Genomic DNA, 22,016 nt, shown 5'->3' on the forward strand with positions numbered 1-22,016 from the left:
AGATCACAGGGTCGTCAAGCTCCGTGGCAAGGGCCGCCAAGGCGTCTCATTGACGCTCGACGGGAAGGCACTTCTCCTCGGTCAGGGCTTTTGCATCGCGCTTGCCTTGGCCGAGGGCAACCGTTGGTATGTCAACGTCGTCCGCGCGTACACCCGCGGCCAAGAACTGCTTTCGAGCCTGCGCGCAGATGGGCTGCTCGGTGTCGGTGGTAGGCGCGATTCGTCGCCATTCGCAGATCTTGACAATCACGACTCAGAACGCCTCGCCGAGACCAAACGCCTCCGCACCTCGGTCTTTCACGCCGGGGATACCGGAGCAGCGGCACCGATTCTGCCACCGGCGAGTGGGTCGAACACAACAACGTCCGCCTGCACAGTAGCCTCGACTATCTGGCCCGGCTCATGCCGAGGCCGTCCGCTAGCGCCCTCAGCCGAGGGCCGCAACCTGTAGAGCGGCGGAGAACTTGGGGCGCTTGAGGAGGTCGAGGCCGGGTATTAACGCCTCAGGTGGAATACTTTCATTTCGGCCCACTATGAGTGGTGCGATTTTACAGCCCGCACGTGCCCCTGAGTGCGGGTCCTCTTGATGGCTCGCTCGCGCTCGGGTGCCAATGCCATATTCCGGTTCTTGCTGTCACGTCGCCCTCGCAGGGCGTGCCTCCTGCGGGGGTTCGGTGGGCTGAAGGGAACTTCTGAGGAGGCGGACAGAAGGACAACCATCCATCCGATCAGCGCAACTGAGTTTCCAAACCCGGTCAAAGACGACTCAGTGAGTTCAATTAGACCAACGCATACCACTCCCGCCGCAAGTGGAGCGGTTGCTCCTTCGCGAGCACGGTTTCGCCAGGCTAGAATGAAGATTGTAGCGACTAGCCCAACTCCAACTGGACCAGTCTCGACCAAGAACTGCAAAAACACGTTGTGGGCGGCGAAACCCGATTCGCCCGTGAATAGCTCCGTCGTGCGATACCCGGTCCCCAAAAGCCAGTTATCACGCCAAACTCCAATGAGGCTGAGCCACAGCGAAAGCCGACCGGATGTGAAGTCGAAACCTGACTCGTTGCGCGACAACAGTCCGAGGATTGCGTCGAGCCCGTTTGGGAATACGGTAAGGGCAACGGTGACTGTCGCCGGGATTCCCAGTGTCGCCGCAGGCCGAAGGCGGCGCCCTGGGCGGCTCATTAAGAGGATTGTTGAGCCGACGACAACTCCGGCCAATGCACCACGCGAGCCTGTCCACAGGATTGCAGCAAAAAGGGCCAGTTGGGCGGGCGCCACGAAGGGTAGATTGCGCTTCCGAGCCAAATACAGGCCAATAGTAAATGCCGCAGCGGCTAGTATGCCCGTATAATTGGGGTTTATGAGTAGCCCTTGGAAACGTGCGCCGTAAAGGAATGCCCATTCTTGCCCAATCACACCACCGACAAGGCCGATAATTGTGATGAGCACAATAACTACATAGAACATTGCCAGATCGCCGTAGACAACACTCTGCGTTTGCCATCGGTCCACCACTGTCCGAAACAAGAAGATCGCGACTAGAACAAACAAACTCGCCTGTGTTGCGCTCTCACGCGGCGCAATGCTCCACATGGCAGACAACAGCGACCAAGCGGCGAGTGCGACGAGCACTCGTGCGGGTGCGCGTGCTGAGTTGTGGGCGTCGCACCTCCGTGTGCGGGTTAGCAATAAAAGAAGAGTCGACAGTGCTAGGGGTGCAAACTGCGCGAACAGTAGAAGAGTCTCAGGCATAGCGATGGCTGTTAGTGACCGTGCCCGAATTAGGGACGCGCAGAAGGCGACCAGAGTCATTGCTCGCCAGCCGTCGACTGCAGACGACCAAGGTAGAAGGGCCGCCAAAAGAGCCAAACCCAAGCCCGCCACGGGTGAGATGGCAATTGTCAGGTACGTCATCGCCGCTAGAAGCAACGATATGAAACTGAGAACGACCGAACGCCGCATCATGACGCGGACTTACTCCACCCGGGGACCAACACGGAGGAGGTGATCCCTTGGCGCCACAAGAACCACGACCCTATGATGGCGAAGACGATCTGCGTGATCCCGGCGACTAGGGAGACTCCGACCGCGCCGTACATTTGGCCAGCGACGACCAGGAGTGGACTCGCGAGCAAGAGGCACACCATGGCGCTGCGCGTAGCCGAGCGCTCGAGGCCGACCACCGTCATCACCGCGCTCACCGGGCCCAAGGCGATAGCGGTTGCCTGCAACGGTCCCAGAACTCGTAGCGAACTGGCGGCAGGGCTGAAGGATTCGCCGAAAATAGCCATGAGGGCCTCCGGGTAGAACGCAGACATTGCGGCCACCGGGAAGCAGAGAGCTAGGGCGGCCATGCTGAGTCGGCGCATCAGTGAACTCGCACTTGCGACATCGCCTCTCTTAACCCAAGCAGCGATCGTGGGAAGAGCGGCCGTCAGTTGGAGCGTCGGGATGAGGTTCATCACTGTCGTAATTCGAGCCGTGGCAGCGAAGTACCCTGCGTCAGCGTCGGTGCCGACGAGCCACAGCGCTACCAGCGGTGCCCAAGTCAGGCCGTAGAAGAGCACTGACGACGACGCCATGTGGTTCATCTCTGCGTTCGCCCCCGGAAATCTTGCGGCCTCATATGGCTCTGAGGCGTCGCGACGGTAGGTGTGGGTCAGGAGCAGCGCGTAAACAAGAGTGATTAGGGCGGCTCCGAGGTAGACCCAGCTCAACGATGTGGTGGTGGCGGCGCCGAGGGTCGCCAAGAGGACGACGCAAGGCACGGCAACGATCTGTGTCAGCCCGATCTCGGCGAACGTCCCTGCCGCGGCCCTGGCGTTGGCGCGCAGGACCGCAGACAGGAAGATGGCCAACCCCGTGGCGGGAACGGAGAGGGCTAAGGGAATCAACATGCCGACCGCGTCGCCGCGCCCAGTCCTCGCCATGACCACGGCGGTCAGGACGAAGAAACACGCAGCTGCGACGGCCGTGCCTTGAAGGGTGCGGATCGTCAGCCAAGCGAAGGGGAACCGGTCTCCAATAGTGATCCCGGCGGCGTGCTTCAGGGCGAATAAGTCGGTGCCGCGTCGCCCGATCATGCCAGCGAGCGCGGTGAGGGTCAGGCAGCTGAGGACAAGTCCGGCCGAGGCAGCTCCCAGTGCCCGCCCAACGACGATTGTGAAGAGGAACGAGGCTGCGATTGTGACGGCTCTGGCTAGGGTAGGCAACCCACGTCGCGGACTCTTAATCGGCCCAACGAGGGCGGATTTGATGCTCATCGGGCGACAGCGGTGAGCATCATCCGCGCCTGGATGCCCCGAGTTTTGAGAACTGCGGACCATGAGCGCCGGGCGGCTGGGGTGAGGTTGGCGCCGTGCAGACGCCGCAATGTCACGACTTCATCCGTGTGGCGAACCGCCCCCCGGACGTTGGCGACGACGCCGATCCACTGGTCGTGCGCTTCGACCCACGGCGGGATCGGCAGAACTCGCTCCAGGAGTGTGCGCCGCAGCATCATGGCCGAACCGAAGTACGACAAGCGGCCCAGCCCGAGCTTGGCGAGGTTTCGAGGGCTTCCTGACGCGAACATCTCGTTAACGAGCGGATGAATCGCGGCTCGTTCGTCGGCGCCGAAAGTCCGGTAGTTTCCAACCGCAAGGTCGACATCCTCGAGCAGCGTCGCTAGGGCGGCGGTGCGCCCTAGCGGCCACAAATCGTCCTGGTCGGCCAACGCAATCAGTTCACCGCGGGCACTTTGAAGGGTTTGCTCGAACGCTCTAACGTGGCCGACGTTGACTGCCCCTACCTGGACCCGCACTCTCGGGTCCGACACCAACCGTAGGAGATCAACGGTCCCGTCCGTGGACCGGTCGTCGTAGATAACGAGCTCATCACAGGGGTTCAAATCGTCGAGGATGCTAGCAATTTGCGCCTCGACGTGAGCCTCTCCGTTGTAGGTGGCCATGCAGACGGAGATCCGAGGTGGAGTCATGCGCGGATGCCTGCCCACGCGTGGTGGCGGTGGGCGGTCGAGAGGATGAAGTTGACCGTGCGCTCGCTCGTGTTGTCGATGAGGTAGTCCTCGGGCGTGAGGTGGCTGACGCCATCGCGACCGCGAGCTGTGGCCATCGCGGCCCTGACGCCCGCGACGACGTCCTCGGCGTGCAGCCCCGTCATGATGATGCCGCCGGTGTCGAGAGCCTCGGGGCGCTCGATCGAGTCGCGCAGCGTCACGGCAGGGAACCCCAGCAGGGTGGACTCTTCGGCGATCGTCCCGGAGTCCGAAAGGCAGCATGCCGCGGACAGCTGGAGCTTGTTGTAGTCGTGGAAACCGAGCGGGTCGCTAAACGTGATGCCATCGGGCGCGCTCCAATCGTCAAGGGCTTCGAGGCGCTTGCGGGTGCGGGGATGGGTCGAGACGAAGACCGGCAGGCCGAGTTCTGCGTGGACGGTGGTGAGGCATTCCAGGAGTGCACGAAGTCGCGTAGGCGAGTCGACGTTCTCCTCGCGGTGGGCGCTGACGAGGAAGTAACCCCCCTCGTCCAGCCGGAACCGGTCGAGCACATCGGACGCGAGGATCTCGTCACGGTAGGCATCGAGGACCTCTCGCATCGGCGAGCCGGTCTTGAGAATGCGACGCGGGTGCAGGCCCTCAGCCAGGAGGTTGCGGCGGCCATGCTCGGTGTAGACGAGGTTGAAGTCCGCGACGTGGTCGACGAGGCGTCGGTTCGTCTCTTCGGGGACGTTCTCGTCGAAACAGCGGTTTCCGGCTTCCATGTGATAGGTCGGGATGCGCAGCCGCTTGGCCATGACAGCCGCGATGCACGAATTCGTGTCGCCCAGCACCAGGACGGCGTCGGGCGCCTCCGCCAGCATGACCTTCTCGGCCGCGATGAGGGTGCCGCCCAGGACGGCTCCCAAACTCGAGGTGTCCACGCCGAGCAGATGGTCGGGCTTGCGGATGCCGAGATCGCTGAAGAACACCTCGTTGAGGGCGTAGTCGTAGTTCTGTCCCGTGTGCACGAGCACGTGGTCGACGGTTTCGTCGAGCCGGTGGATGACCCGTGAGAGGCGAATGAGCTCGGGACGGGTCCCGACGATCGTCATGACCTTCATGCAGACACTCCCTGCGGGCGAACGGACTCGTAGTAGGTATCGGGGTCCTCGGGGCGGTGCAACTCATGCGACCAGAACTGGGTGATGAGTGTGTCGCTGCCCGTGTTGGTGATGTTGTGGACCCAACCCACCGGCATGTCGACGGCGCACGGCGCATCACCGGACACCGCGAAGTCGATGACCTCGTCAGTGAACATCTTGCGCAAAGAGATTCTTGCGGTTCCGGAGAGGACAGCAAATCGCTCGACCTTGCGGAGGTGGAAGTGCTCCCCGCGGGTGATGCCCGGAACGGTCGTTGAGAAAGACGACTGGCCGCCGCCGCGACGAACCCTCACGAGCTCCACGTAGGTGCCTCGTGGGTCGGTGTGTGGTGTCAGCGCGACCGGCGAGTGCTCGGGAAACAGTGATGCTCGGTATGTGTTGAACAGGTCGACCCGGAAGGGGGTGGTGAGATCGGGGATCTCTCCCGTGTCGTAGGACTCTTTGAACTCCTGCAGAAGGTCAAGCACCTCCTGGACGCCCACCGACGTACTCTCCGGGTCGATCCGCCTCACTTCGCCGTCGAGGGCATCGATCAGTGCCGCTGCCGCTCGTTGGGCGTGGAGTAGTCCGACCTGTCGGTCAGTCACCTGCGGAGGCTGGCCGTCGCGGACGGCATGAACGAACGTTGCAACAAACGAGTTGTATGCCGGGCGGCCGTGTTCGCCGAAAAGGTTTGGCAGGCGCACGTCGACAAAGGAACCACCGGTCGCGTCTGCGGCATGGCCGAGGATCTCGCGTGCGTTGCCCTTGCCGGCACCGTACGCAGTGCCGTTTCCGTCCTGGATCGAGTTGGCGAAGACGACCCGTGTCGGGCGCCCCGACGAGGCGAGCGCCGCGGCCAGGTCCGTGGCGAGACCTTCGTTGCCTTCTTGGACGGCCGCGTCTTCACCGCGGTTGACGCCAGCGATGTGGATGACGGCGTCCGCGTCCGACAGCAAGTGGGGAAGGTCCGCCCACTGATCGCGGGCGACCGGGACGACCTCGTGATCGGTCAGGGCCTGGAGGCGAAGGCGTGTGTGCCAGCCGAGGAATCCGGCCGATCCCGTGACGACGACCTTCACTTCTTCGACTCCCCAGCAAGTTCCTGAATCTCAGGAAGGGTGCGCAGGAGATCACAGGTCTGCTCGACGCTCATCTGCTCCGTGGTGTTGGAGTCATAGTCCACGACGTCCAAGGTCCCGGTCTCGCCCTGGTCGACGAAGAGCTCGTACTCGAGCGAGCGTGCATCCAGCGGAGCGCGGAAATAGTCTCCCTGGTCCTCGGACTTGAGCAGCTCCTCCCGGGTGAGGAGGGTCTCGAACATCTTCTCTCCGTGCCGCATGCCGATCCGGCGCACCTCGGGGTCTCCCTGCCCCAGGACGATGGACACGGCTCTGGCAAGCGTCTCGACCGTGCAAGCGGGCGCCTTCTTGACGAACAGGTCGCCGGGGGCGGCGTGGAGAAAGGCGTGCTCGACCAGATCGACAGACTCCTGGAGGGACATGAGATAGCGCGTCATCGTCGGTTCGGTGACCGTGAGCGGTTTGCCCTCCTTCAGCTGCCGGACGAACAGCGGGATGACAGAGCCGCGCGAGTACATGACGTTGCCGTACCGCGTGACCGAAACCGTCGTCGGCGAGTTGGGGTGGTTGCGGGCAAACGCCTGTGCCGTCTTCTCCATGAGGGCCTTGCTCATGCCCATGGCGTTGACGGGATACACGGCTTTGTCGGTGCTGAGGCACACAACCGACCGCACACCTGAGCGGTGTGAGGCCTTGATGACGTTGTCGCTGCCGACGACGTTGGTCTTCACTGCCTGGTCGGGGAAGAACTCGCACGACGGCACCTGCTTGAGGGCCGCAGCGTGGAACACGAAGTCGGCGCCGGTGACGGAGTCCTCAACGCTGGAGTAGTCGCGGACATCGCCGACGAAGAACTTGACCCTGGAGTCGCCCAGTCGCTGACGCATCTCGTCCTGCTTGGCCTCGTCGCGGCTGAGGATGTTGATCCTCCCGACCCCGCGACTCAACAGTGAGTGGACCATCGTCGAGCCGAACGATCCGGTCCCTCCGGTGATGGTCACGGTGGCGCCGGTCATCTGGCTCATTGCTGCCCTCTCTTCGCGGCCTCGAGAAGCATGCTCTCGAGACGCGTAATGCCCACATCCGGGGCGAAATGGTCTTCGTAGTGCTGACGTGCTGCGACGCCTGCATCGGCCCATTCGTCTGGCTGATTCGCCAGCTCACGGATGCCGTCGGCGACCTCGCCATGGTTTCCGGGGCGAACCGCCACACCGGCGCCAGCGTCAGTGACGACATCGGCGACGTCTCCTGCTCCATGGACAAGGATGGGTTTGCCGGCGGCCATCGACGACTGCACCTTGCTCGGCATCGTGGCTCGCAACAAGGGCGAATCCTTGAGTGAAACGACAAGAACGTCGGCAGCGGCGAGGTGGTGCGGCACGACGTCGGCAGGGACGCTGTTTCGTACGTGGACGTTGCCTGCTGGCGCGTCCGCAGCGGCGGCCGAAAGCTCGTCTTTCTCCACACCGTCGCCCATGAGAACCAGTTGGGCCTCTGGAACATCGGCAAACGCATTGACCAGCGGCAGGAGCCCCTGCAACTTCCCGAGGTTCCCCGCGTAGAGGAACAGTGGGCCGCTGGGGAGGCCGAGTGAACGACGCTCGGCGGCGTTGTCCGGAGCCTTCGCGTTGTCGCTCCAGTTGGGAACCCATCGGATCTTGTCGGCGGGCACGCCGCGCTGAACCAGGATGTCCTTCATGCTCGGGGAGATGACTCCGATCCGCTCAGCGGCACGGTATGACGCGTTCGTAAAAGCGTGGAGCGCACGATCCATCATTCTGAGAGCGCGCCCGTGCACGAAGTCACTGCCCGTCACGCTGTCGGGCCAAAGGTCCTGAATGTGCAGGCAGATGGGTGCTCGGCGACCCCGACGAGCAAGGAGCGCTGGGACTGCAGCGGTCGCCGGCGACGAGTAGACCAGCCATACATCCGGCCGCGGCACCCGCAAGTTCGCGGTCGCCGTGGCCGACGCAGCGAAACTCAGGTAGTTGGCCATGCGATGAGTCGGGCTTGAGTCGTGACTCGGGTACAGCGGACTGCGGTGGAGGGTGACTCCCGGCGAATACTCCTCCCGCAGGTAGAACCGCTGAGCCCACCCCTCCATGAGGCGTCCCGACGGGTAGTTGGGGAAGCCCGTCACGACATCGACTTGGTGACCTCGCTCGGCCAAGCCGGTGGCAATGCCGGCGGCGACATGAGTGCCGGGCTCGGGAGGGAACCACTGCGTGATGAAACCGATTCTCATCGGGCGGGAACTCCCTTGACGGTGATGCCGTTTGACACGTCTCGCACGACAACTGCACCGGCGCCCACGGTGCTTTCGGAGCCGATGGTCAAGCCTTGAAGAATCGTCGCGTTGGCGCCGACGAGGGCATGCTCACCGACCGTGACCGCTCCCGAGACACAGGCCTGTGGGTTGAGTCTGGAGAACGCGCCGATGGTGCTGTCGTGGCCGACGGTGACGTTCTGGTCCACGTGGACGTGCTTGCCCACGCGGATGTTGGTGCTCAGGCGTGCGCCCGCAGCAATCACGGCGCCGTCGGCCAGGGTGACGTCGGGGCCGACTGTGGCGTCGGGGTGGACGAGGACCGCCCACTCGACATCGGGGTTCGCGCTGGCGATGGTGTGGCGCACGGAGGAATCGCCGATGGCGACGACCGCTGCGGCGCCACCACCAGCAGCGGCGACGGCGGTCAGGTCGGCAATTGCACCGAGGTGGGCCACGCCGAGTTCATTGAGATGGGCCAATGCAAGAGGCGTGGGGGCATCATCGAGAACTCCGATGAGCTCCCACGTCGGGGTGCCAGCGTTGATGGCCGCGACGATCTGGAGGACCTCACGCCCGAATCCGCCGGAGCCGCACACTGCGAGGCGCTTCAACGCTCGCTCCCGGGCACCGTCTCGTTGCCACGGAACTCCGGCATGGTGACGTCACCGTCGGCAGCGATGCCGTCGCGCCGCAGGACTGCGGCCACGGTGCGCACGATGATGGTGAGGTCGTCGCGAAGGGTGTGAGTGTCGACGTATTCGACGTCCAACGCCAGCCGCTGTTCCCAGGTCAGGGCATTGCGGCCCGACACCTGAGCCAGGCCGGTGAGACCGGGACGAACCTCGTGACGTCGCGCCTGCTCAGGGGAGTAGCGGTCGAGGTAGCGGACGAGGAGGGGACGTGGTCCGACCACCGACATGTCGCCGCGCACGATGTTCCACAACGTTGGAAGCTCGTCGAGGCTCGTCGAGCGAAGAAAGGCGCCGAAGGGCGTGATTCGGTCGGCATCGGACACCAGCCCTTTGCCTGGGTCAGGCTCGAGCATCGTGCGGAACTTGCGCATGACAAAGATGCGACCGCCGAGTCCGGGGCGTTCCTGGGTGAAGAGCACCGGTGACCCGAGCTTGGTGCGGACAGCCGCGGCCACCACGGCCTGCACCGGCAATGACAGGATCAGGGCCGGGACCGAGACCGCGATGTCGAACGCCCTTTTGCGGTCAGTCACGCCGCTGGTTCCTGCAGCCGAGGAACGAGCACGGCGAGGACGCGATCGATCTGTGCGTCCGTGAGTTCGGAGCCGGACGGCAGCGTCAAGCCGGTGCGGAACAGTGCCTCGGCCCTTCCATTGATGGCGGCACGCGCCGTCGCATGTATCGGCTGCAAGTGCATGGGCTTCCAGAGGTGGCGGGCCTCGATGCCTGCAGCGTCGAGTTCTTGCATGACCGTGGTGGGGTCGGCTGCTATGACCGCAGGGTCGATCGTGATGCAGGTGAGCCAGTGGTTGTCCTCGGCATCCCCGACCTGGTCCCGACCGAGGAAGGTGACGCCTTCGACGTCGGCCAGCGCCGCGGCATACAGGTCACGGATCTCGCGACGGCGCGCGATCATCGAGTCGAGTCGTTCGAGTTGCCCGATACCCAGCGCCGCAAGGATGTTGGACATCCGGTAGTTGTAGCCGATCTCGGTGTGCTCGTACCAAGGCGCTGGCTGTCGTGCTTGGGTCGAGAGGTAGCGCGCCCGGTCGAGCATGTCCTTGTCGTTGCTGAGGAGCATGCCTCCTCCGGACGTCGTCATGATCTTGTTGCCGTTGAACGACAGGGCAGCCGCTCGGCCGAAACTACCGGCGGGTCGTTCGTGGTGGGTTGCGCCCAGAGCCTCAGCAGCGTCCTCGATAAGGGGGACCCCGAGTTCGTCGAGCCGCGAGCCGAGAGCCGTGTAGTCGCAGCACCGTCCAAAAAGATCCACGGTCATGACGGCTGCCACGGTCTGACCCTCGGACTGCAGCGTCATCACGGTCTCGACGAGCAGATCGATATCGACATTGGCGTCGTCGGCGGAGTCGACGAATACAGGGTTGGCCCCCGTGTAGGCCACGGCGTTCGCGGACGCTGCGAACGTCATGGTTGGAAGAACGACCGCGGTGCCGGGACCGGCGCCGGCATCGAGCAGTGCCAAGTGCAGGGCGGCGGTGCCCGACGACAGGGCAAGCGCTCCGTCCACGCCGCAGCGTTCTGCGATCTCGCGCTCGAAGCGGTCGACCATCGGACCAAGGGGCGCGACCCAACCCGAGCGCAGCGCTTCGAGGACGTACTTCTCCTCGACGTCGGTCACGTGGGCACGGGACATAAAGATGCGCTCGGTCATGTGAGAACCCTGCCCGTCGTCGACTGGTGGAGCATCCACTCGCGGGCGGACTCGGGCTGATCGATGTCAGAGTCGACGATCTGCTGCAGCGAGATCTTCGGCACCGCGACCTTGTTGATGAGCGAGTGGCCCGCCGAGGAGATGGCCTCGCCGGACGCGAAGAGCTCCTCCGAGAGTTTCTCGCCCGGCCTCATGCCGGTGAAGACGACCTCGATGTCGGACTTCTCCGACAGGTCGATGAGAGTCCGGGCCACGTCCAGAATCTTGACAGGTGTGCCCATGTCAAGCACCATCACGTCCCCGTTGGCTCCGATCGCGGCCGCCTGAAGGACGAGTTGGCTGGCTTCGGGGATGAGCATGAAATAGCGCTCGACGTCGGGGTGGGTCACCGTGACCGGTCCGCCTCGCTCGATCTGGGCTGTGAAGGCCGTGATGACCGACCCACGCGAGCCCAGGACGTTCCCGAAGCGCACGCTCACGTAGGTGCCACGATGGTGCTCGGCGAACTCGGCAGTGAGCCGCTCGGCAAGACGCTTGCTGTAGCCCAGGACGCAGGTGGGGCTCGCAGCCTTGTCTGTCGAGATGTTGACGAACGTGTCGACATCGACGGACTCGGCGGCCGCGAGGACGTTGCCGGTGCCGAGGACGTTGGTCTGCCAGGCTTCGAGGGGAAACTGCTCGAGGAGAGTGAGGTGCTTGAGCGCGGCTGCGTGGAAGACGACTTCGGGGCGTTCGTTCTGGAACACCCGCTGAAGCGCCGCGGGGTCTCGGATATCGCAGAGCGCGAGTGTTCCGTCGTCGAGGAGGGCGCGCCCGGTCAGGCTCATCTGGGTGCCGTGGAGCGCCGACTCGTCACGGTCGAGCAGGACAAGCTTGGCGGGACTGAACTTGGCGATCTGACGCGCGAGCTCGGACCCTATCGACCCACCCGCGCCGGTGACGAGCACGCGCTTACCGGTGATCGACGCCGAGATCGATGAGGCGTCCATGGAGATCTGCTGGCGCCCCAGCAGGTCCTCGAGGTTGAGGTGGCGGAGGTCCGCGCCGCTAGCGGGACCGAGCAGACGCCCCACGGGGGGGAGCACGAGCAGGTCGAGCCCGAGCCGGCGAGCCAGATCGCGGATCTCGCGCAGGCGCTCAGCGGACAGGGACGGCATTGCCACTGCCAGCGTCGTCGCCTCGGTCCGATCGAGGACCTCCGACAGACGGTCGGCGCCACCGGCCACGCGATGTCCTTCGATGAGCATCCGACGCTTGCGTGGATCGTCGTCGACGACCGCGACCGGTATGAACCTGCCATCGGTGGAGGTATCTCGTGACAGTGCCCGCAGCAGTTGCCGCCCGCCCTCGCCCGCGCCGTAGACCACGACCGGAATGTCGTTGTCGCCAAGGTCAGGGCGTCCCCATCGATAGGAGCGCACGATGAAGCGCAGGGCAAACATCCCGACGAGGGCGAAGACCGGGACGATGAAAGGCAGGCTCCGTGGGATCGTGAACCAGTCCGTGGAGAACCTCACCACGATGAGGGCAAGTCCCACGATCAGGGCCGTGCGGGCGACTTGTGACGTTTCCTCGAAGGAGCCACGACGGTGGGGGTGGTGCACGAGTCCGAGTGCGATTCCGGTGGCGAGTTGAAGCGCCGCAGCCGCCGCCACAAAACTCAGAACGTCTGGCCGCGTTGCGTGTCGTGCATCCATGTCGAACCGCAGCCACGCAGCCGCCAGAACCGCTGAGGCCACGATGAGAGCGTCAACGAACGTCCACCCAACGCGGACTGCGAGGTCGCGGCGTGCAACGGATGTGGACATGGCTGAGGAGTCACTCCATGAGGGCATGAGAGGGGACGGACGCACCAAAGGATGGGCTCACCCCGATGCCGCATCCAACGATAGTCCACGGTGGCCGGTACTGTGGCACAGCCGCCAACCGGACAGGCGGCCTAAACCATTGTGAGGAAATCCGTTGGACCTGATGAGTTACGTGCAGATCCTGCGACGTCGCTGGCGCACGATGATGGCGGTCGCGCTGGCCGTCACGGCACTTGCCTCAGTTTTGACGCTGCTCGCGACACCGCAATACACCTCGAGCACGCAGTTCTTCGTGTCGACTTCGGGTTCGCAGGACAGCAGTCAACTCGCCCAAGGAGGCACATTCACCCAGCAGCGGGTCAAGTCCTACAGTGAGCTTCTCAAGGCGCCCAAGCTGCTCGACCCGGTCATCGAGAAGGCGGGCATCGACGACCAGGTCAGCACGCTGGCGGCCAAGATCACGGCCACCACGCCCCCAGACACGGTGCTCATCGACGTCAGCGTGACGGATCCGAGCCCGACCAAGGCTCGTGACATCGCGCAGGCGATCGCCGAGACGTTCCCGACGGTGGTGTCGGACCTCGAGCGGGTGAATGCCGACACCGCCAGCCCGGTCAAGGTGACGCTTTTGCGTGAGCCCACCGAGTCGGAGAGTCCAGTGAGCCCCCGCCCCCTGCGCAACATCGTCCTCGGGGTCGTGCTGGGTCTCCTCCTCGGTTTCGCCGCCGCGGTGCTCAAGCAGCTCCTCGACAACAAGCTGCGCACCAAGGAGGACGTCGAGGGCCTCACCGAGACCGTGGTCCTCGGCGGCATCCCCTTCGACGCCGACGCAGCCAAGCACCCCCTGATCATCCAAGCGGACCCGCTCGCCGGTCGGGCCGAGGCCTTCCGGAGCCTGCGCACCAACCTGCAGTTCGTCGACGCGACGAACCACCCGCGGGTCATCGTCATTACGTCGTCCATTGCCGGTGAGGGCAAGTCGAGCACGACGGCCAATCTCGCCCTCGCCATGGCTGAGTCCGGCGCCAGCGTGTGCGTCGTCGAGGGCGACCTGCGTCGTCCCCGCTTGCTCACCTATCTCGGTCTCGAGGGTTCAGTGGGTCTCACCGATGTCCTGATCGGTCGCTACGAGCTCGACGACGTGCTCCAGCCGTTCGGTGCGCACTCGCTCACGGTCCTCGGAGCGGGGGCGTCGCCGCCCAACCCGAGCGAGCTGTTGGGCTCGACGGCGATGCGCACCGTTCTCGACGACCTTCGTCGACGCTTCGACTACGTGCTCATCGACGGGGCACCCGTCCTCCCCGTCACCGACTCGACGGTGCTCACCCGCTTGGCGGACGGCGCGATCATCGTGGCCGGCAGCGGCATCGTCAGCAAGGACCAGTTCGACCACGCACTCGAGACGTTCGAGACGGTCAACGGCACGGTCCTCGGCATTGTCATCAACCGCATCCCGCGTCAGGCCCGCGGCGCCTATGACTACCGCTACGAGTACCGTCCCGACGCTCTTCCGGCACCTGAGGGACGAAGCAGCAGCAATCGCCGTCGTCGTCGCAAGCCCAGTGATGACACGACGCGACCGCGCAAGGACCTCGTCGGCAGCTGAGCGAGGGTCAGTCGCGCAGGGCCTTGACCACGGCCGGCAGGGAAGCCGAGATCTCGTCGACCATCTGGTCGAAGACCTGCGACGGCTGGCGATAGGGGTCCACGATCCCGGACTCACCCGGCAGGCGCGGGTTGACGACACCCCGCTTCGCGATGGCGGCGGCCGCTACCTTGGCCACTTGGTTCTGACCTGGAGCCGCAGCGATTTCCTCGGGCGTCACGGCTGCCAGCAAGTCGCCGAGATCGTGCAGCGCGAAGCCATAGCGCAGGGCGCGAGGGTGCAGGGGCACGACTTGCGAAAGGTGGTCACGCGTCGCCGTGATGATGAGGTCAGCGCCCGCGACGATCTCGCGAGTGATCTGTCGCGCGGCATACCCGTCAGCGTTTGCTCCGACCGCGACCAGGCGTCTCGCGGACTCGGGGTCGATCGGGGCGCCGACGAGCGCACCCGTCCCAGCGCTGGACACCGTGAGTCCGGTGCCGGCGAGCTCGTGTGCCAGCACGCGCTCGATGTAGGGCGAGCGGCAGATGTTGCCGGTGCACACCACCAGAATGTGGCCATTGGCGGCTGGGGGATCGACGTTCGTGGCCATGAGCCCACCCTATGTGGGCTCGTCCCCTGGGGGCGAACCAATCCCATGGAACAGGGGCTGTGACCTGCGCATTCTCGGATTCGTTAGGCTCGTCCGGTGCGTCTCGTCTCAGCCAATGTCAACGGTATTCGCGCTGCAGCCCGGCGAGGTGGACTCGATTGGCTCGCCGCCCAGCATGCCGACGTCATCGCGCTCCAGGAGGTTCGGGCCACCGACGACCAGCTCCGAGAGGTTCTCGCCAGTGACGGTCAGGACCTGTGGCACGTCAGCTCGGTGGAGGGGCGCGCCAAGGGTCACGCCGGTGTCGCCGTCCTGACCCGCCAACCACCGTTGCGCGTGAGCAGCGATATCGGACCAGAGGAGTTCGCCGACGCCGGGCGCTGGCTCGAGGTCGACGTCCGCGGACCCGACGGCCCGGTCACCGTGATCTCGGCCTACGTCCACACCGGTGAGGCGCTCACGCCGAAGCAGGACGAGAAACTTCGCTTCCTTGACGCTGTCGGCGCGCGTCTCGCGGACCTTGCCAAACATGACGGGTATGCCGTCCTCACCGGTGATCTCAACGTCTGCCACTCCGCAGACGACCTGAAGAACTGGAAGGGCAACCTCGGCAAAGCCGGGTTCCTCCCGCAGGAGCAGGCGCACCTGGACCGATGGGTGGGCGATCTCGCCTACTCCGATGTGCACCGAACGCTCCACGGTCCCGGACCCGGCCCCTACACATGGTGGTCCTGGCGGGGCAAGGCGTTCGACAACGACGCAGGATGGCGCATCGACTACCAGTTCGCGAGCGCGGCCCTCGCGAAGCTGGCGACGCGAGCGGACGTCGGCCGCGCGGCGGCATACGCCGATCGGTGGAGCGATCACGCGCCCCTGACGATCGACTACGACCTCACGCTGGACTGACGTCCCGCCCAGCCGCTCGAGTATCGACGGGGTCGGTTTGGACCCACGGATCGGCTCGCCCTACAACTGGGTGACCGGCTGCCACGAGCGTGAACCACGCCGGCGAATACCATTGTCTCGCAGGAGTTTCGCGCCCGTTCGTCGTTGACAACCTGCCCGGTCTCACACAGGTCCGGAGCATCCGCGGAGCGCAGTACGCCGTCGGACGCCTCGTGGGCGACCTTGATCGTGACTGTCAGGTCAGCCAGCCGGGCCGCCCGCGGTCCTGGCTCGTCATCACGGCAGGCCACCCAGGCGTTGTCGGTGCCTCCCTGCTCAAAGATCCTGACGGTCGTAAATTTGACGTATTCCGGTGCAGGACAGGCAAATTGGTGTCTGCGGACACCGTGTCAGATCACGACACGTGAAGGATCGAGGCTAGCCATCGCCCTCCTCTGATCATTTAACTAGTCAGAGGGGCAAGTGACGGACTTACACCACCATTCACCGCGCAATAAGAAGTCTCCGCCTGATCGTTTAACTAGTCTTCTCCTGATCATTTAACTAGTCCCCTCCTGATCATTTAACTAGTCTTCCTTATGATTACTTAACTAGTCACAGGGGTAAGCGATGCACTTAACCACCTATCCGCGCGCCACTAAGAAGCGGGCATTTAAACCTCGGGGGAGTTCACCATGTCGCTTACCGATGAGAGTCATTTTTGGTGGGTTGTCAAAAACACAATAGTCCTTTTTGGGGGTTTTCAAATACGCAGTCGGGAGTAGCGTGCGGCGTGTAGGGGAGGGTTTCTTGTTGCGACTGAACTCCACCATTGGGACCCCCGGGACTTCGTTTACTTAGAGAGGCGCGTCCATGTACGTAAAGCCCATTGCTCCGGTGGCTGGCGGCGCTCTTGCCGCGACTGGCGTCTACGCCGGCACCACCGTCGTGGCCGGGATCATCCTTTTGATCGTCGGCCTGGTCTTCATCCGATTGGCCTATTTCCGTCGGCAACAGTCGTGAGTAGGCCGTGAGCAACCTGTCGGTCCCGTTGCCCCCGGTTGCCCGGCGGTCTGGCGCGGACATCTGGCGCTGGGGGGTTATGGCCCTCCTTCTGAGCAGCGCGGCGGCTCTGATTGCCTTTCAGCAGTCTTTCCGCCACATGGAGGCTGTCCTCGCCTCCCACTTGTTTGATCGGGGCGGTGTCTCGACCTTTGCCGGCACCGACGACGTGGTCGTCTTTCTCCTCCCAGATTCGCGGGTCTTTGCCCTCGAGGTCACTCCGGAATGCACGGCGGCCTTTCTCATAGCCCCGTTTGCGCTCATCGGTGCCGGGATGCTCGTGCGACGCCGACTGGACCCGGCCCGCGTCCTGCTCGGCGTCTCCCTCGCCGCGGTGCTGCTTCTGCTGGCCAATCAGCTGCGCCTTGGGGTCATCGCCGGAATGGTCACCGACCTGGGTCTGGACCGGGGATACCAGTGGGGCCACCTCTTCGTCGGCTCGTTCATCAGTGTCGTGTTGGTCGCCGTCAGCGCGGCAGTCGCCCTGCTCGTGATCGGTTCCGGCTACCGCGGCTTTCACGAGGTTTCCGGCCCATGACCGAAAAGACCTTCATCGGCCTTGGCCTCGCACAAGCCTTCTCGCTGTTCATGAGCGTGGGGTTCCTGTGCTACGTCGCGACGATCGTGATCCCGTACCTCCGGTACCGGCCGCTTGGCACCGGTGACCCGACGCCGTATGAGTGGCATTTCTTCATCCCCGCCAGGGACGAGGCCGTGGTGATCCACAACACCGTCGACAAGCTGCGACTCCGCTTCCCCTCGGCACATGTGTGGGTCGTCGACGACGCGAGTCTCGACGCCACCGGGGCCATCGTGGCCGACATGGCGGCGGGAGACGATCACGTGCACTTGGTCCGTCGACACCTGCCCGATGCGCGAACTGGCAAGGGTGACGCGCTCAACAGTTGCTACGACGCACTCAATGTCCACCTCGCCCAACGTGGCGCAGTGGGTGCAGTGCTTGACCGAGCCCATGTCATCGTCGGGGTCATCGATGCGGACGGCATGCCTGCCGACAACTGCCTCGAGGTCATCTCGGCTGACCATCTCTTCGGGCGACCCGAGGTCGGCGCCGTGCAGATCAGCGTTCGCATGGTCAACCGCAACGAGCTGCGGCCGTTTGCGGATGCGGGCCCGGTGGCCAACCTGTGGGGAAGGCTCTTGGTTCGCATGCAGGACCTGGAGTTCCGTGGGCCCATTGCTGCAGTCCAGATGGTGCGTCAGCGCACCCGCTCCGTGGGGCTTGGCGGCAACGGCCAGTTCTCTCGCCTGTCAGCTCTCGACGCCGTTGCGGGCACCGAGGACCGGCCATGGCATGGCTCACTCCTGGAGGATTACGAACTCGGCCTGCATTTGATCATGGCTGGGTATCGGAACGAGTTCACGACTGACACCCTGGTCGACCAGGAAGGTTTGCCGAACCTGCGCCGTTTGCTCACCCAGCGCACCCGATGGGGACAGGGCACCATGCAATGTGGCAGCTATCTTCCGGCGATTTGGTCCTCCCGTCACTTCACGACGTACGGGGCGTTGGAGGCCAGCTATTACCTCATTCAGCCCTGGCTGCAACTCGCCGCAACCCTGATCTACCCGCTGCCACTCGTCGTCCTGGCACACAACATCCACGCCGATCCGGCCGGAATGGGCAATTTCTTCCTGCACGGTGGATGGCTTCTCGCCGCCATCTACTTGGTTCTTGGTGTCGCCCCCTTTGTTTTGTGGGGGCCCCTTTACGCCCGGCGCTGTGAACCCAGCGTCGGACGGCTACGGGCGATCGGTTTCGGCCTCGCCTTCTCGCTGTTCATCATCACCTTCTACATCACCACTTGGCGGGCCCTCTTCCGCATTCTGGGCGGTCGTCGCGGATGGGCCAAAACCCGTCGTAATACCGACGTCCAACCTGGACGCGTCGCACTCGACGCGTAACGACGCGCACTCAACTCATCCACCATCACCACACAAGATTGGGAAAGGACGCACATGTTCACTACACCCATGAAGGCCACGAGGGCCGCGAGACGGCGGGGGCGTCTCGCCGTCGTCGCGCTGGGGTTGGCCGCCGCCGCATCAATCGCGGTCGCGCCGACCGCATCTGCGGTCCCCGGGCAGACCAGTTCGACAGGGCTGCGTTGTGGAGGGCTCATCAGTTGCGGCCCGTTCGCGCAAAGCAACTTCCCTGCGGGTCCGGCAACCAACACCCTCGCCAGCGCCAACGTCGCCGGCCTGGTCACGACCGGCGTCATCAACACGACCGCGAACGCCGGTGGTGCCACGGCAAGTGTCGCCAACGTCAATGCCACCCTCAGCGGCCTCAGCACGCTGACCGCAACCGCGGTCAGTTCGGAGTGCACCGTCAACTCGACCACCGGGGCTGTGACGGGAAGCTCGTCCATCGCCGGCGGATCCATCGCCGTTCTCGGTGGCTCACCCATCACGCTCGCCACGGCACCGGCTCCGAACACCAATGTGACGGTCGTCGACCCGGCTGTCGCGTCCGTCGTGTTGAACCGTCAGACCACTGCGGCGGACGGCACGCTCACCGTCGACGCGATCTTCATCACGCTGTTGAACTCGCAAACCATCACCATCGCCACGTCGACCTGCGGACCGGCGCTGCTTCCGATCCCGGTGGTCGCCCCGGCCGTGGCGATCGGCGGGGGTCTCGCCCTTGCCATCGCAGCACCCGTCATGGGTGCAATCTGGTACCGCCGTCGGCAGGTGACTGCCGCAGGCGCGAACGCCTGACTCACCCACCCATCACCACGGGTCCAGAGGCCGCGCAGGAGATCCCTTCCTGCGCGGCTTCTGGCGTGGGACCATCGCCAACCATTGCCCGACACTTGCTGCAGTCCACGATCGTCCAAAGGGAGTCTTCGCACCGTGAAGCGCATCATGACCATCTATGGCACCCGACCGGAGGCCATCAAGATGGCGCCGCTCGTCAAGGCCCTAGAGGCGAGTGACACCCTCGAGCCGATCGTGGCCGTGACAGGACAGCATCGCGAGATGCTCGACCAGGTCAACTCGCTCTTCTCGATCACGCCCGCCCACGACCTGGACCTCATGCGTCCGGGGGCGTCGCTGACCGAGATCACCACGAACACGCTCATGGCGACCTCGCAGCTCATCGAGCAGACGATGCCGGACGCCGTCGTGGTGCAGGGAGACACGACGAGCGCCTTCACGGGTGCGCTTGCCGCGCTCTACCACCAGGTCCCGGTGGTGCACCTGGAGGCAGGACTGCGGACGGGCAACATCTATTCACCGTTCCCGGAGGAGGTGAACCGGCGCCTCACGGCGCCGATCACGAGGCTTCACCTCGCGCCGACCTCGACCTCTCGGGCCAACCTCGAGCGCGAAGGCATTGACCCGGCCACGATCACGGTGACGGGCAACACGGTCATTGACGCTCTGCTCACGTCCACGACCGTTGCGCCCACTTTCGAGGACCCGCGAGTGCCCGAGCTGCTCGCATCGGGCGCCCCGATCCTGCTCGTCACCACGCATCGGCGCGAATCCTGGGGTGCGCCGATGGAGGCGACCATGGCCGCCGTGCGAGAAGTGGCCGAACGCCACCCCGAGATCAAGGTGCTCCTGCCCATGCACCGCAACCCCGTGGTTCGCGATGTCGTCGAGGGCGCTCTCGGCGGCCTCGACAACGTGCTCCTGACGGCGCCGTTGAGCTATCACGAGTTCGCACACGCCCTCAAGGCCGCAAAGGTCGTGCTGACCGACTCCGGCGGTGTTCAGGAGGAAGCGCCCAGCCTCGGCAAACCGGTCCTGGTCATGCGCGACACCACCGAACGCCCCGAGGCCGTCGAGGCCGGGACAGTTCGCCTCGTGGGAACTGATCGTGAGGCGGTCCGCGACGCCACACTCGAACTCCTGGAGGACGAGGACGCCTGGACAGCCATGTCGACCGCAGTCAATCCCTACGGCGACGGACACGCCGCCGGGCGCAGCGTCGCCGCGATCGAGGAGCTGTTCGGCCTCGGCCGCCGGCTTCCGGAGTTCAACCCAGTGGACTGAGGGGCTCACCCTGACGCTGGGCTGGGCCTCAGTCTCGGGCGGCGGGGCCAGCAGCGGTGACGGAGAACGACTGTGGCGCTGTGAGCTGCGCCTCCGCGAAAGCCGCCGCGATTGCCGCCGAGACCTGCTCAACACAAGCAACGGGCACCAGGGCGATGGCCGATCCGCCGAATCCTCCACCAGTCATCCGCGCGCCCAACGCGCCCTCGGCGACGGCCGTGTCGACGACGAGATCGAGTTCGGTGCACGACACCTCGTAGTCGTCACGCAGCGACTCGTGCGAGGCGGTAAACAGGCGCCCGACCTCGGCGAGGTCACCCTGGCGCAGCGCCTCGACGACCTCGTCGACGCGGGCGATCTCCGTGACGACGTGTCGGATGCGACGACGCAGCACGTCGTCGGGCAGCTTGGCGAGGGCCTCGTCGAGGGCCGACACGTCGATCTCGCGGAGGTACTCGACGCCGAGGAGGTCGGCGGCCGTCTCGCAGGAGTCGCGACGGGCGCCGTACTGGCCGTCGGCGAGGGCATGGCTCGCGCGGGTGTCCGTCACGAGCAGGACGAGGTCGTGCGCCGAGAGGTCGAACGGCACCTGGGACGTGGAGCCGTCGCGGCAGTCGAGGCGGAGCGCGTGGTTCTCGGTCGCGTGCATGGCGGCCGCCTGGTCCATGCCCCCGGTGGGCGCCCCCGCGATGTCGTTCTCGGCGCGCTGACATGCCGCCGCCAGCACTGAGCGCCCTTCAGCTGTCTCGATCAGCCCCAGTCCGAAGAGGTCCGAGGCGGCCGCGGCCACCGAGCACTCCAGCGCCGCGGAGCTGGACAGGCCCGCCCCGAGGGGCACCTGGCCGTCGACGACGACGTCCAGTCCGCGGACGGCATACCCCGCTTGTCGCAGGGACCACAGGACACCGGCGACGTATGCCGTCCAGCCAGCCGGGTGCCCGGCCGTCACCTCGTCGATGCGGACCTCGACGAAGGAGTCCTCCTGGAGGGAGTGGATCCGGAGCAGGTCGTCGTCGCGTGCCGCCGCCGCGCAGTGGGTGCGATGGGGGAGGGCGATGGGGAGTGCGAGGCCACCGTTGTAGTCGGTGTGCTCGCCAATGAGGTTCACCCGCCCGGGGGCGGACCACACGCCGTCAGGGGCGTGACCGAAGCGGGCAGCGAACGTCTCCGTGAGGCTTGGCACGCTGCGAGTCTAGGT

General features: G+C 64.9%; 21 protein-coding genes. 7 read left to right on the forward strand and 14 right to left on the reverse strand.

Going from position 1 to position 22,016, the window contains the following annotated elements:
- Positions 1–46: 46 nt before the first annotated feature.
- The 12 genes from ACFQRE_RS07245 to ACFQRE_RS07300 form a co-directional block, all read right to left on the reverse strand.
- A complete protein-coding gene (locus tag ACFQRE_RS07245; RefSeq protein ID WP_380120551.1) occupies positions 47–250 on the reverse strand; it encodes a hypothetical protein in 204 nt (67 codons plus the stop codon).
- Between the two features lie 281 nt (positions 251–531).
- Positions 532–1,965, reverse strand: coding sequence for an O-antigen ligase family protein (locus tag ACFQRE_RS07250; protein ID WP_380120553.1), 1,434 nt, complete (start codon positions 1,963–1,965; stop codon positions 532–534).
- Positions 1,962–3,263, reverse strand: a complete 1,302-nt coding sequence (locus ACFQRE_RS07255) for a lipopolysaccharide biosynthesis protein (protein WP_380120555.1) — start codon at positions 3,261–3,263, stop codon at positions 1,962–1,964. Before ACFQRE_RS07255 ends, ACFQRE_RS07250 begins: the two co-directional genes overlap by 4 nt.
- Positions 3,260–3,949 carry a glycosyltransferase gene (locus tag ACFQRE_RS07260; RefSeq protein ID WP_380120557.1) on the reverse strand — a complete coding sequence of 230 codons (690 nt, stop codon included), beginning with the start codon at positions 3,947–3,949 and terminating at the stop codon, positions 3,260–3,262. The genes ACFQRE_RS07255 and ACFQRE_RS07260 overlap by 4 nt, the downstream gene beginning before the upstream one ends.
- 23 nt (positions 3,950–3,972) lie before the next feature.
- Positions 3,973–5,100: a non-hydrolyzing UDP-N-acetylglucosamine 2-epimerase gene (wecB, locus tag ACFQRE_RS07265; RefSeq protein WP_380120559.1), complete on the reverse strand. Its 1,128-nt coding sequence runs from the start codon at positions 5,098–5,100 to the stop codon at positions 3,973–3,975.
- Complete coding sequence (locus ACFQRE_RS07270; protein WP_380120561.1) at positions 5,097–6,203, reverse strand: polysaccharide biosynthesis C-terminal domain-containing protein; 1,107 nt, start codon at positions 6,201–6,203, stop codon at positions 5,097–5,099. The genes wecB (ACFQRE_RS07265) and ACFQRE_RS07270 overlap by 4 nt, the downstream gene beginning before the upstream one ends.
- On the reverse strand, positions 6,200–7,228 hold the full coding sequence (locus ACFQRE_RS07275; RefSeq protein WP_380120563.1) for a polysaccharide biosynthesis protein: 1,029 nt from the start codon (positions 7,226–7,228) through the stop codon (positions 6,200–6,202). Before ACFQRE_RS07275 ends, ACFQRE_RS07270 begins: the two co-directional genes overlap by 4 nt.
- Positions 7,225–8,448 (reverse strand): glycosyltransferase family 4 protein, encoded by a 1,224-nt coding sequence (locus ACFQRE_RS07280; protein WP_380120565.1) that lies wholly within the window; start codon positions 8,446–8,448, stop codon positions 7,225–7,227. The genes ACFQRE_RS07275 and ACFQRE_RS07280 overlap by 4 nt, the downstream gene beginning before the upstream one ends.
- Complete coding sequence (locus ACFQRE_RS07285; RefSeq protein ID WP_380120567.1) at positions 8,445–9,083, reverse strand: acetyltransferase; 639 nt, start codon at positions 9,081–9,083, stop codon at positions 8,445–8,447. The genes ACFQRE_RS07280 and ACFQRE_RS07285 overlap by 4 nt, the downstream gene beginning before the upstream one ends.
- Complete coding sequence (locus tag ACFQRE_RS07290) at positions 9,080–9,697, reverse strand: sugar transferase (RefSeq protein WP_380120569.1); 618 nt, start codon at positions 9,695–9,697, stop codon at positions 9,080–9,082. The genes ACFQRE_RS07285 and ACFQRE_RS07290 overlap by 4 nt, the downstream gene beginning before the upstream one ends.
- Positions 9,694–10,836, reverse strand: coding sequence for a DegT/DnrJ/EryC1/StrS family aminotransferase (locus tag ACFQRE_RS07295; protein WP_380120571.1), 1,143 nt, complete (start codon positions 10,834–10,836; stop codon positions 9,694–9,696). Before ACFQRE_RS07295 ends, ACFQRE_RS07290 begins: the two co-directional genes overlap by 4 nt.
- Positions 10,833–12,575, reverse strand: coding sequence for a polysaccharide biosynthesis protein (locus ACFQRE_RS07300; protein WP_380120573.1), 1,743 nt, complete (start codon positions 12,573–12,575; stop codon positions 10,833–10,835). The genes ACFQRE_RS07295 and ACFQRE_RS07300 overlap by 4 nt, the downstream gene beginning before the upstream one ends.
- A gap of 232 nt (positions 12,576–12,807) precedes the next feature.
- Here ACFQRE_RS07300 and ACFQRE_RS07305 point away from each other — a divergent pair, with 232 nt between their 5' ends.
- On the forward strand, positions 12,808–14,250 hold the full coding sequence (locus ACFQRE_RS07305; protein WP_380120575.1) for a polysaccharide biosynthesis tyrosine autokinase: 1,443 nt from the start codon (positions 12,808–12,810) through the stop codon (positions 14,248–14,250).
- A gap of 7 nt (positions 14,251–14,257) precedes the next feature.
- Here the strand turns inward: ACFQRE_RS07305 and ACFQRE_RS07310 are convergent, their stop codons facing one another.
- On the reverse strand, positions 14,258–14,842 hold the full coding sequence (locus tag ACFQRE_RS07310; RefSeq protein ID WP_380120577.1) for an arsenate reductase/protein-tyrosine-phosphatase family protein: 585 nt from the start codon (positions 14,840–14,842) through the stop codon (positions 14,258–14,260).
- 96 nt (positions 14,843–14,938) lie between these two features.
- Between ACFQRE_RS07310 and ACFQRE_RS07315 the strand changes: the two genes are divergently transcribed.
- From ACFQRE_RS07315 to wecB (ACFQRE_RS07340), 6 genes are all read left to right on the forward strand, one after another.
- Entirely contained in the window at positions 14,939–15,748 is an 810-nt protein-coding gene (locus ACFQRE_RS07315) for an exodeoxyribonuclease III (RefSeq protein ID WP_380120579.1), read from the forward strand.
- Between the two features lie 852 nt (positions 15,749–16,600).
- The gene (locus tag ACFQRE_RS07320) at positions 16,601–16,750 is read left to right on the forward strand and encodes a hypothetical protein (protein ID WP_380120581.1); all 150 of its coding nucleotides are present in this window, start codon (positions 16,601–16,603) and stop codon (positions 16,748–16,750) included.
- 7 nt (positions 16,751–16,757) lie between these two features.
- Positions 16,758–17,327 (forward strand): hypothetical protein, encoded by a 570-nt coding sequence (locus ACFQRE_RS07325; RefSeq protein ID WP_380120583.1) that lies wholly within the window; start codon positions 16,758–16,760, stop codon positions 17,325–17,327.
- Entirely contained in the window at positions 17,324–18,715 is a 1,392-nt protein-coding gene (locus tag ACFQRE_RS07330) for a glycosyltransferase family 2 protein (RefSeq protein WP_380120585.1), read from the forward strand. Before ACFQRE_RS07325 ends, ACFQRE_RS07330 begins: the two co-directional genes overlap by 4 nt.
- Positions 18,716–18,784: 69 nt before the next feature.
- The gene (locus ACFQRE_RS07335) at positions 18,785–19,534 is read left to right on the forward strand and encodes a choice-of-anchor P family protein (protein WP_380120587.1); all 750 of its coding nucleotides are present in this window, start codon (positions 18,785–18,787) and stop codon (positions 19,532–19,534) included.
- Between the two features lie 147 nt (positions 19,535–19,681).
- On the forward strand, positions 19,682–20,818 hold the full coding sequence (gene wecB, locus ACFQRE_RS07340) for a non-hydrolyzing UDP-N-acetylglucosamine 2-epimerase (protein WP_380121631.1): 1,137 nt from the start codon (positions 19,682–19,684) through the stop codon (positions 20,816–20,818).
- A gap of 28 nt (positions 20,819–20,846) precedes the next feature.
- On the opposite strand, the gene galK is transcribed toward wecB (ACFQRE_RS07340), so the two are convergent.
- Positions 20,847–22,001: a galactokinase gene (gene galK / locus ACFQRE_RS07345; RefSeq protein ID WP_380120589.1), complete on the reverse strand. Its 1,155-nt coding sequence runs from the start codon at positions 21,999–22,001 to the stop codon at positions 20,847–20,849.
- Between the last annotated feature and the right edge of the window lie 15 nt (positions 22,002–22,016).

This window comes from Knoellia pratensis, from assembly GCF_042666395.1.
In the GTDB taxonomy this organism is placed as follows: domain Bacteria; phylum Actinomycetota; class Actinomycetes; order Actinomycetales; family Dermatophilaceae; genus Knoellia; species Knoellia pratensis.

What these genes read in the sequence shown, in the direction of transcription:
- ACFQRE_RS07250 (WP_380120553.1), bottom strand. Translation starts at nt 1,965, where the DNA reads ATGATGCGGCGTTCGGTCGTTCTCAGTTTCATATCGTTGCTTCTAGCG.
- ACFQRE_RS07255 (WP_380120555.1), bottom strand. Translation starts at nt 3,263, where the DNA reads ATGAGCATCAAATCCGCCCTCGTTGGGCCGATTAAGAGTCCGCGACGT.
- ACFQRE_RS07260 (WP_380120557.1), bottom strand. Translation starts at nt 3,949, where the DNA reads ATGGCCACCTACAACGGAGAGGCTCACGTCGAGGCGCAAATTGCTAGC.
- wecB (WP_380120559.1), bottom strand. Translation starts at nt 5,100, where the DNA reads ATGAAGGTCATGACGATCGTCGGGACCCGTCCCGAGCTCATTCGCCTC.
- ACFQRE_RS07275 (WP_380120563.1), bottom strand. Translation starts at nt 7,228, where the DNA reads ATGAGCCAGATGACCGGCGCCACCGTGACCATCACCGGAGGGACCGGA.
- ACFQRE_RS07280 (WP_380120565.1), bottom strand. Translation starts at nt 8,448, where the DNA reads ATGAGAATCGGTTTCATCACGCAGTGGTTCCCTCCCGAGCCCGGCACT.
- ACFQRE_RS07295 (WP_380120571.1), bottom strand. Translation starts at nt 10,836, where the DNA reads ATGACCGAGCGCATCTTTATGTCCCGTGCCCACGTGACCGACGTCGAG.
- ACFQRE_RS07305 (WP_380120575.1), top strand. Translation starts at nt 12,808, where the DNA reads ATGAGTTACGTGCAGATCCTGCGACGTCGCTGGCGCACGATGATGGCG.
- ACFQRE_RS07310 (WP_380120577.1), bottom strand. Translation starts at nt 14,842, where the DNA reads ATGGCCACGAACGTCGATCCCCCAGCCGCCAATGGCCACATTCTGGTG.
- ACFQRE_RS07320 (WP_380120581.1), top strand. Translation starts at nt 16,601, where the DNA reads ATGTACGTAAAGCCCATTGCTCCGGTGGCTGGCGGCGCTCTTGCCGCG.
- ACFQRE_RS07330 (WP_380120585.1), top strand. Translation starts at nt 17,324, where the DNA reads ATGACCGAAAAGACCTTCATCGGCCTTGGCCTCGCACAAGCCTTCTCG.
- ACFQRE_RS07335 (WP_380120587.1), top strand. Translation starts at nt 18,785, where the DNA reads ATGAAGGCCACGAGGGCCGCGAGACGGCGGGGGCGTCTCGCCGTCGTC.
- wecB (WP_380121631.1), top strand. Translation starts at nt 19,682, where the DNA reads ATGACCATCTATGGCACCCGACCGGAGGCCATCAAGATGGCGCCGCTC.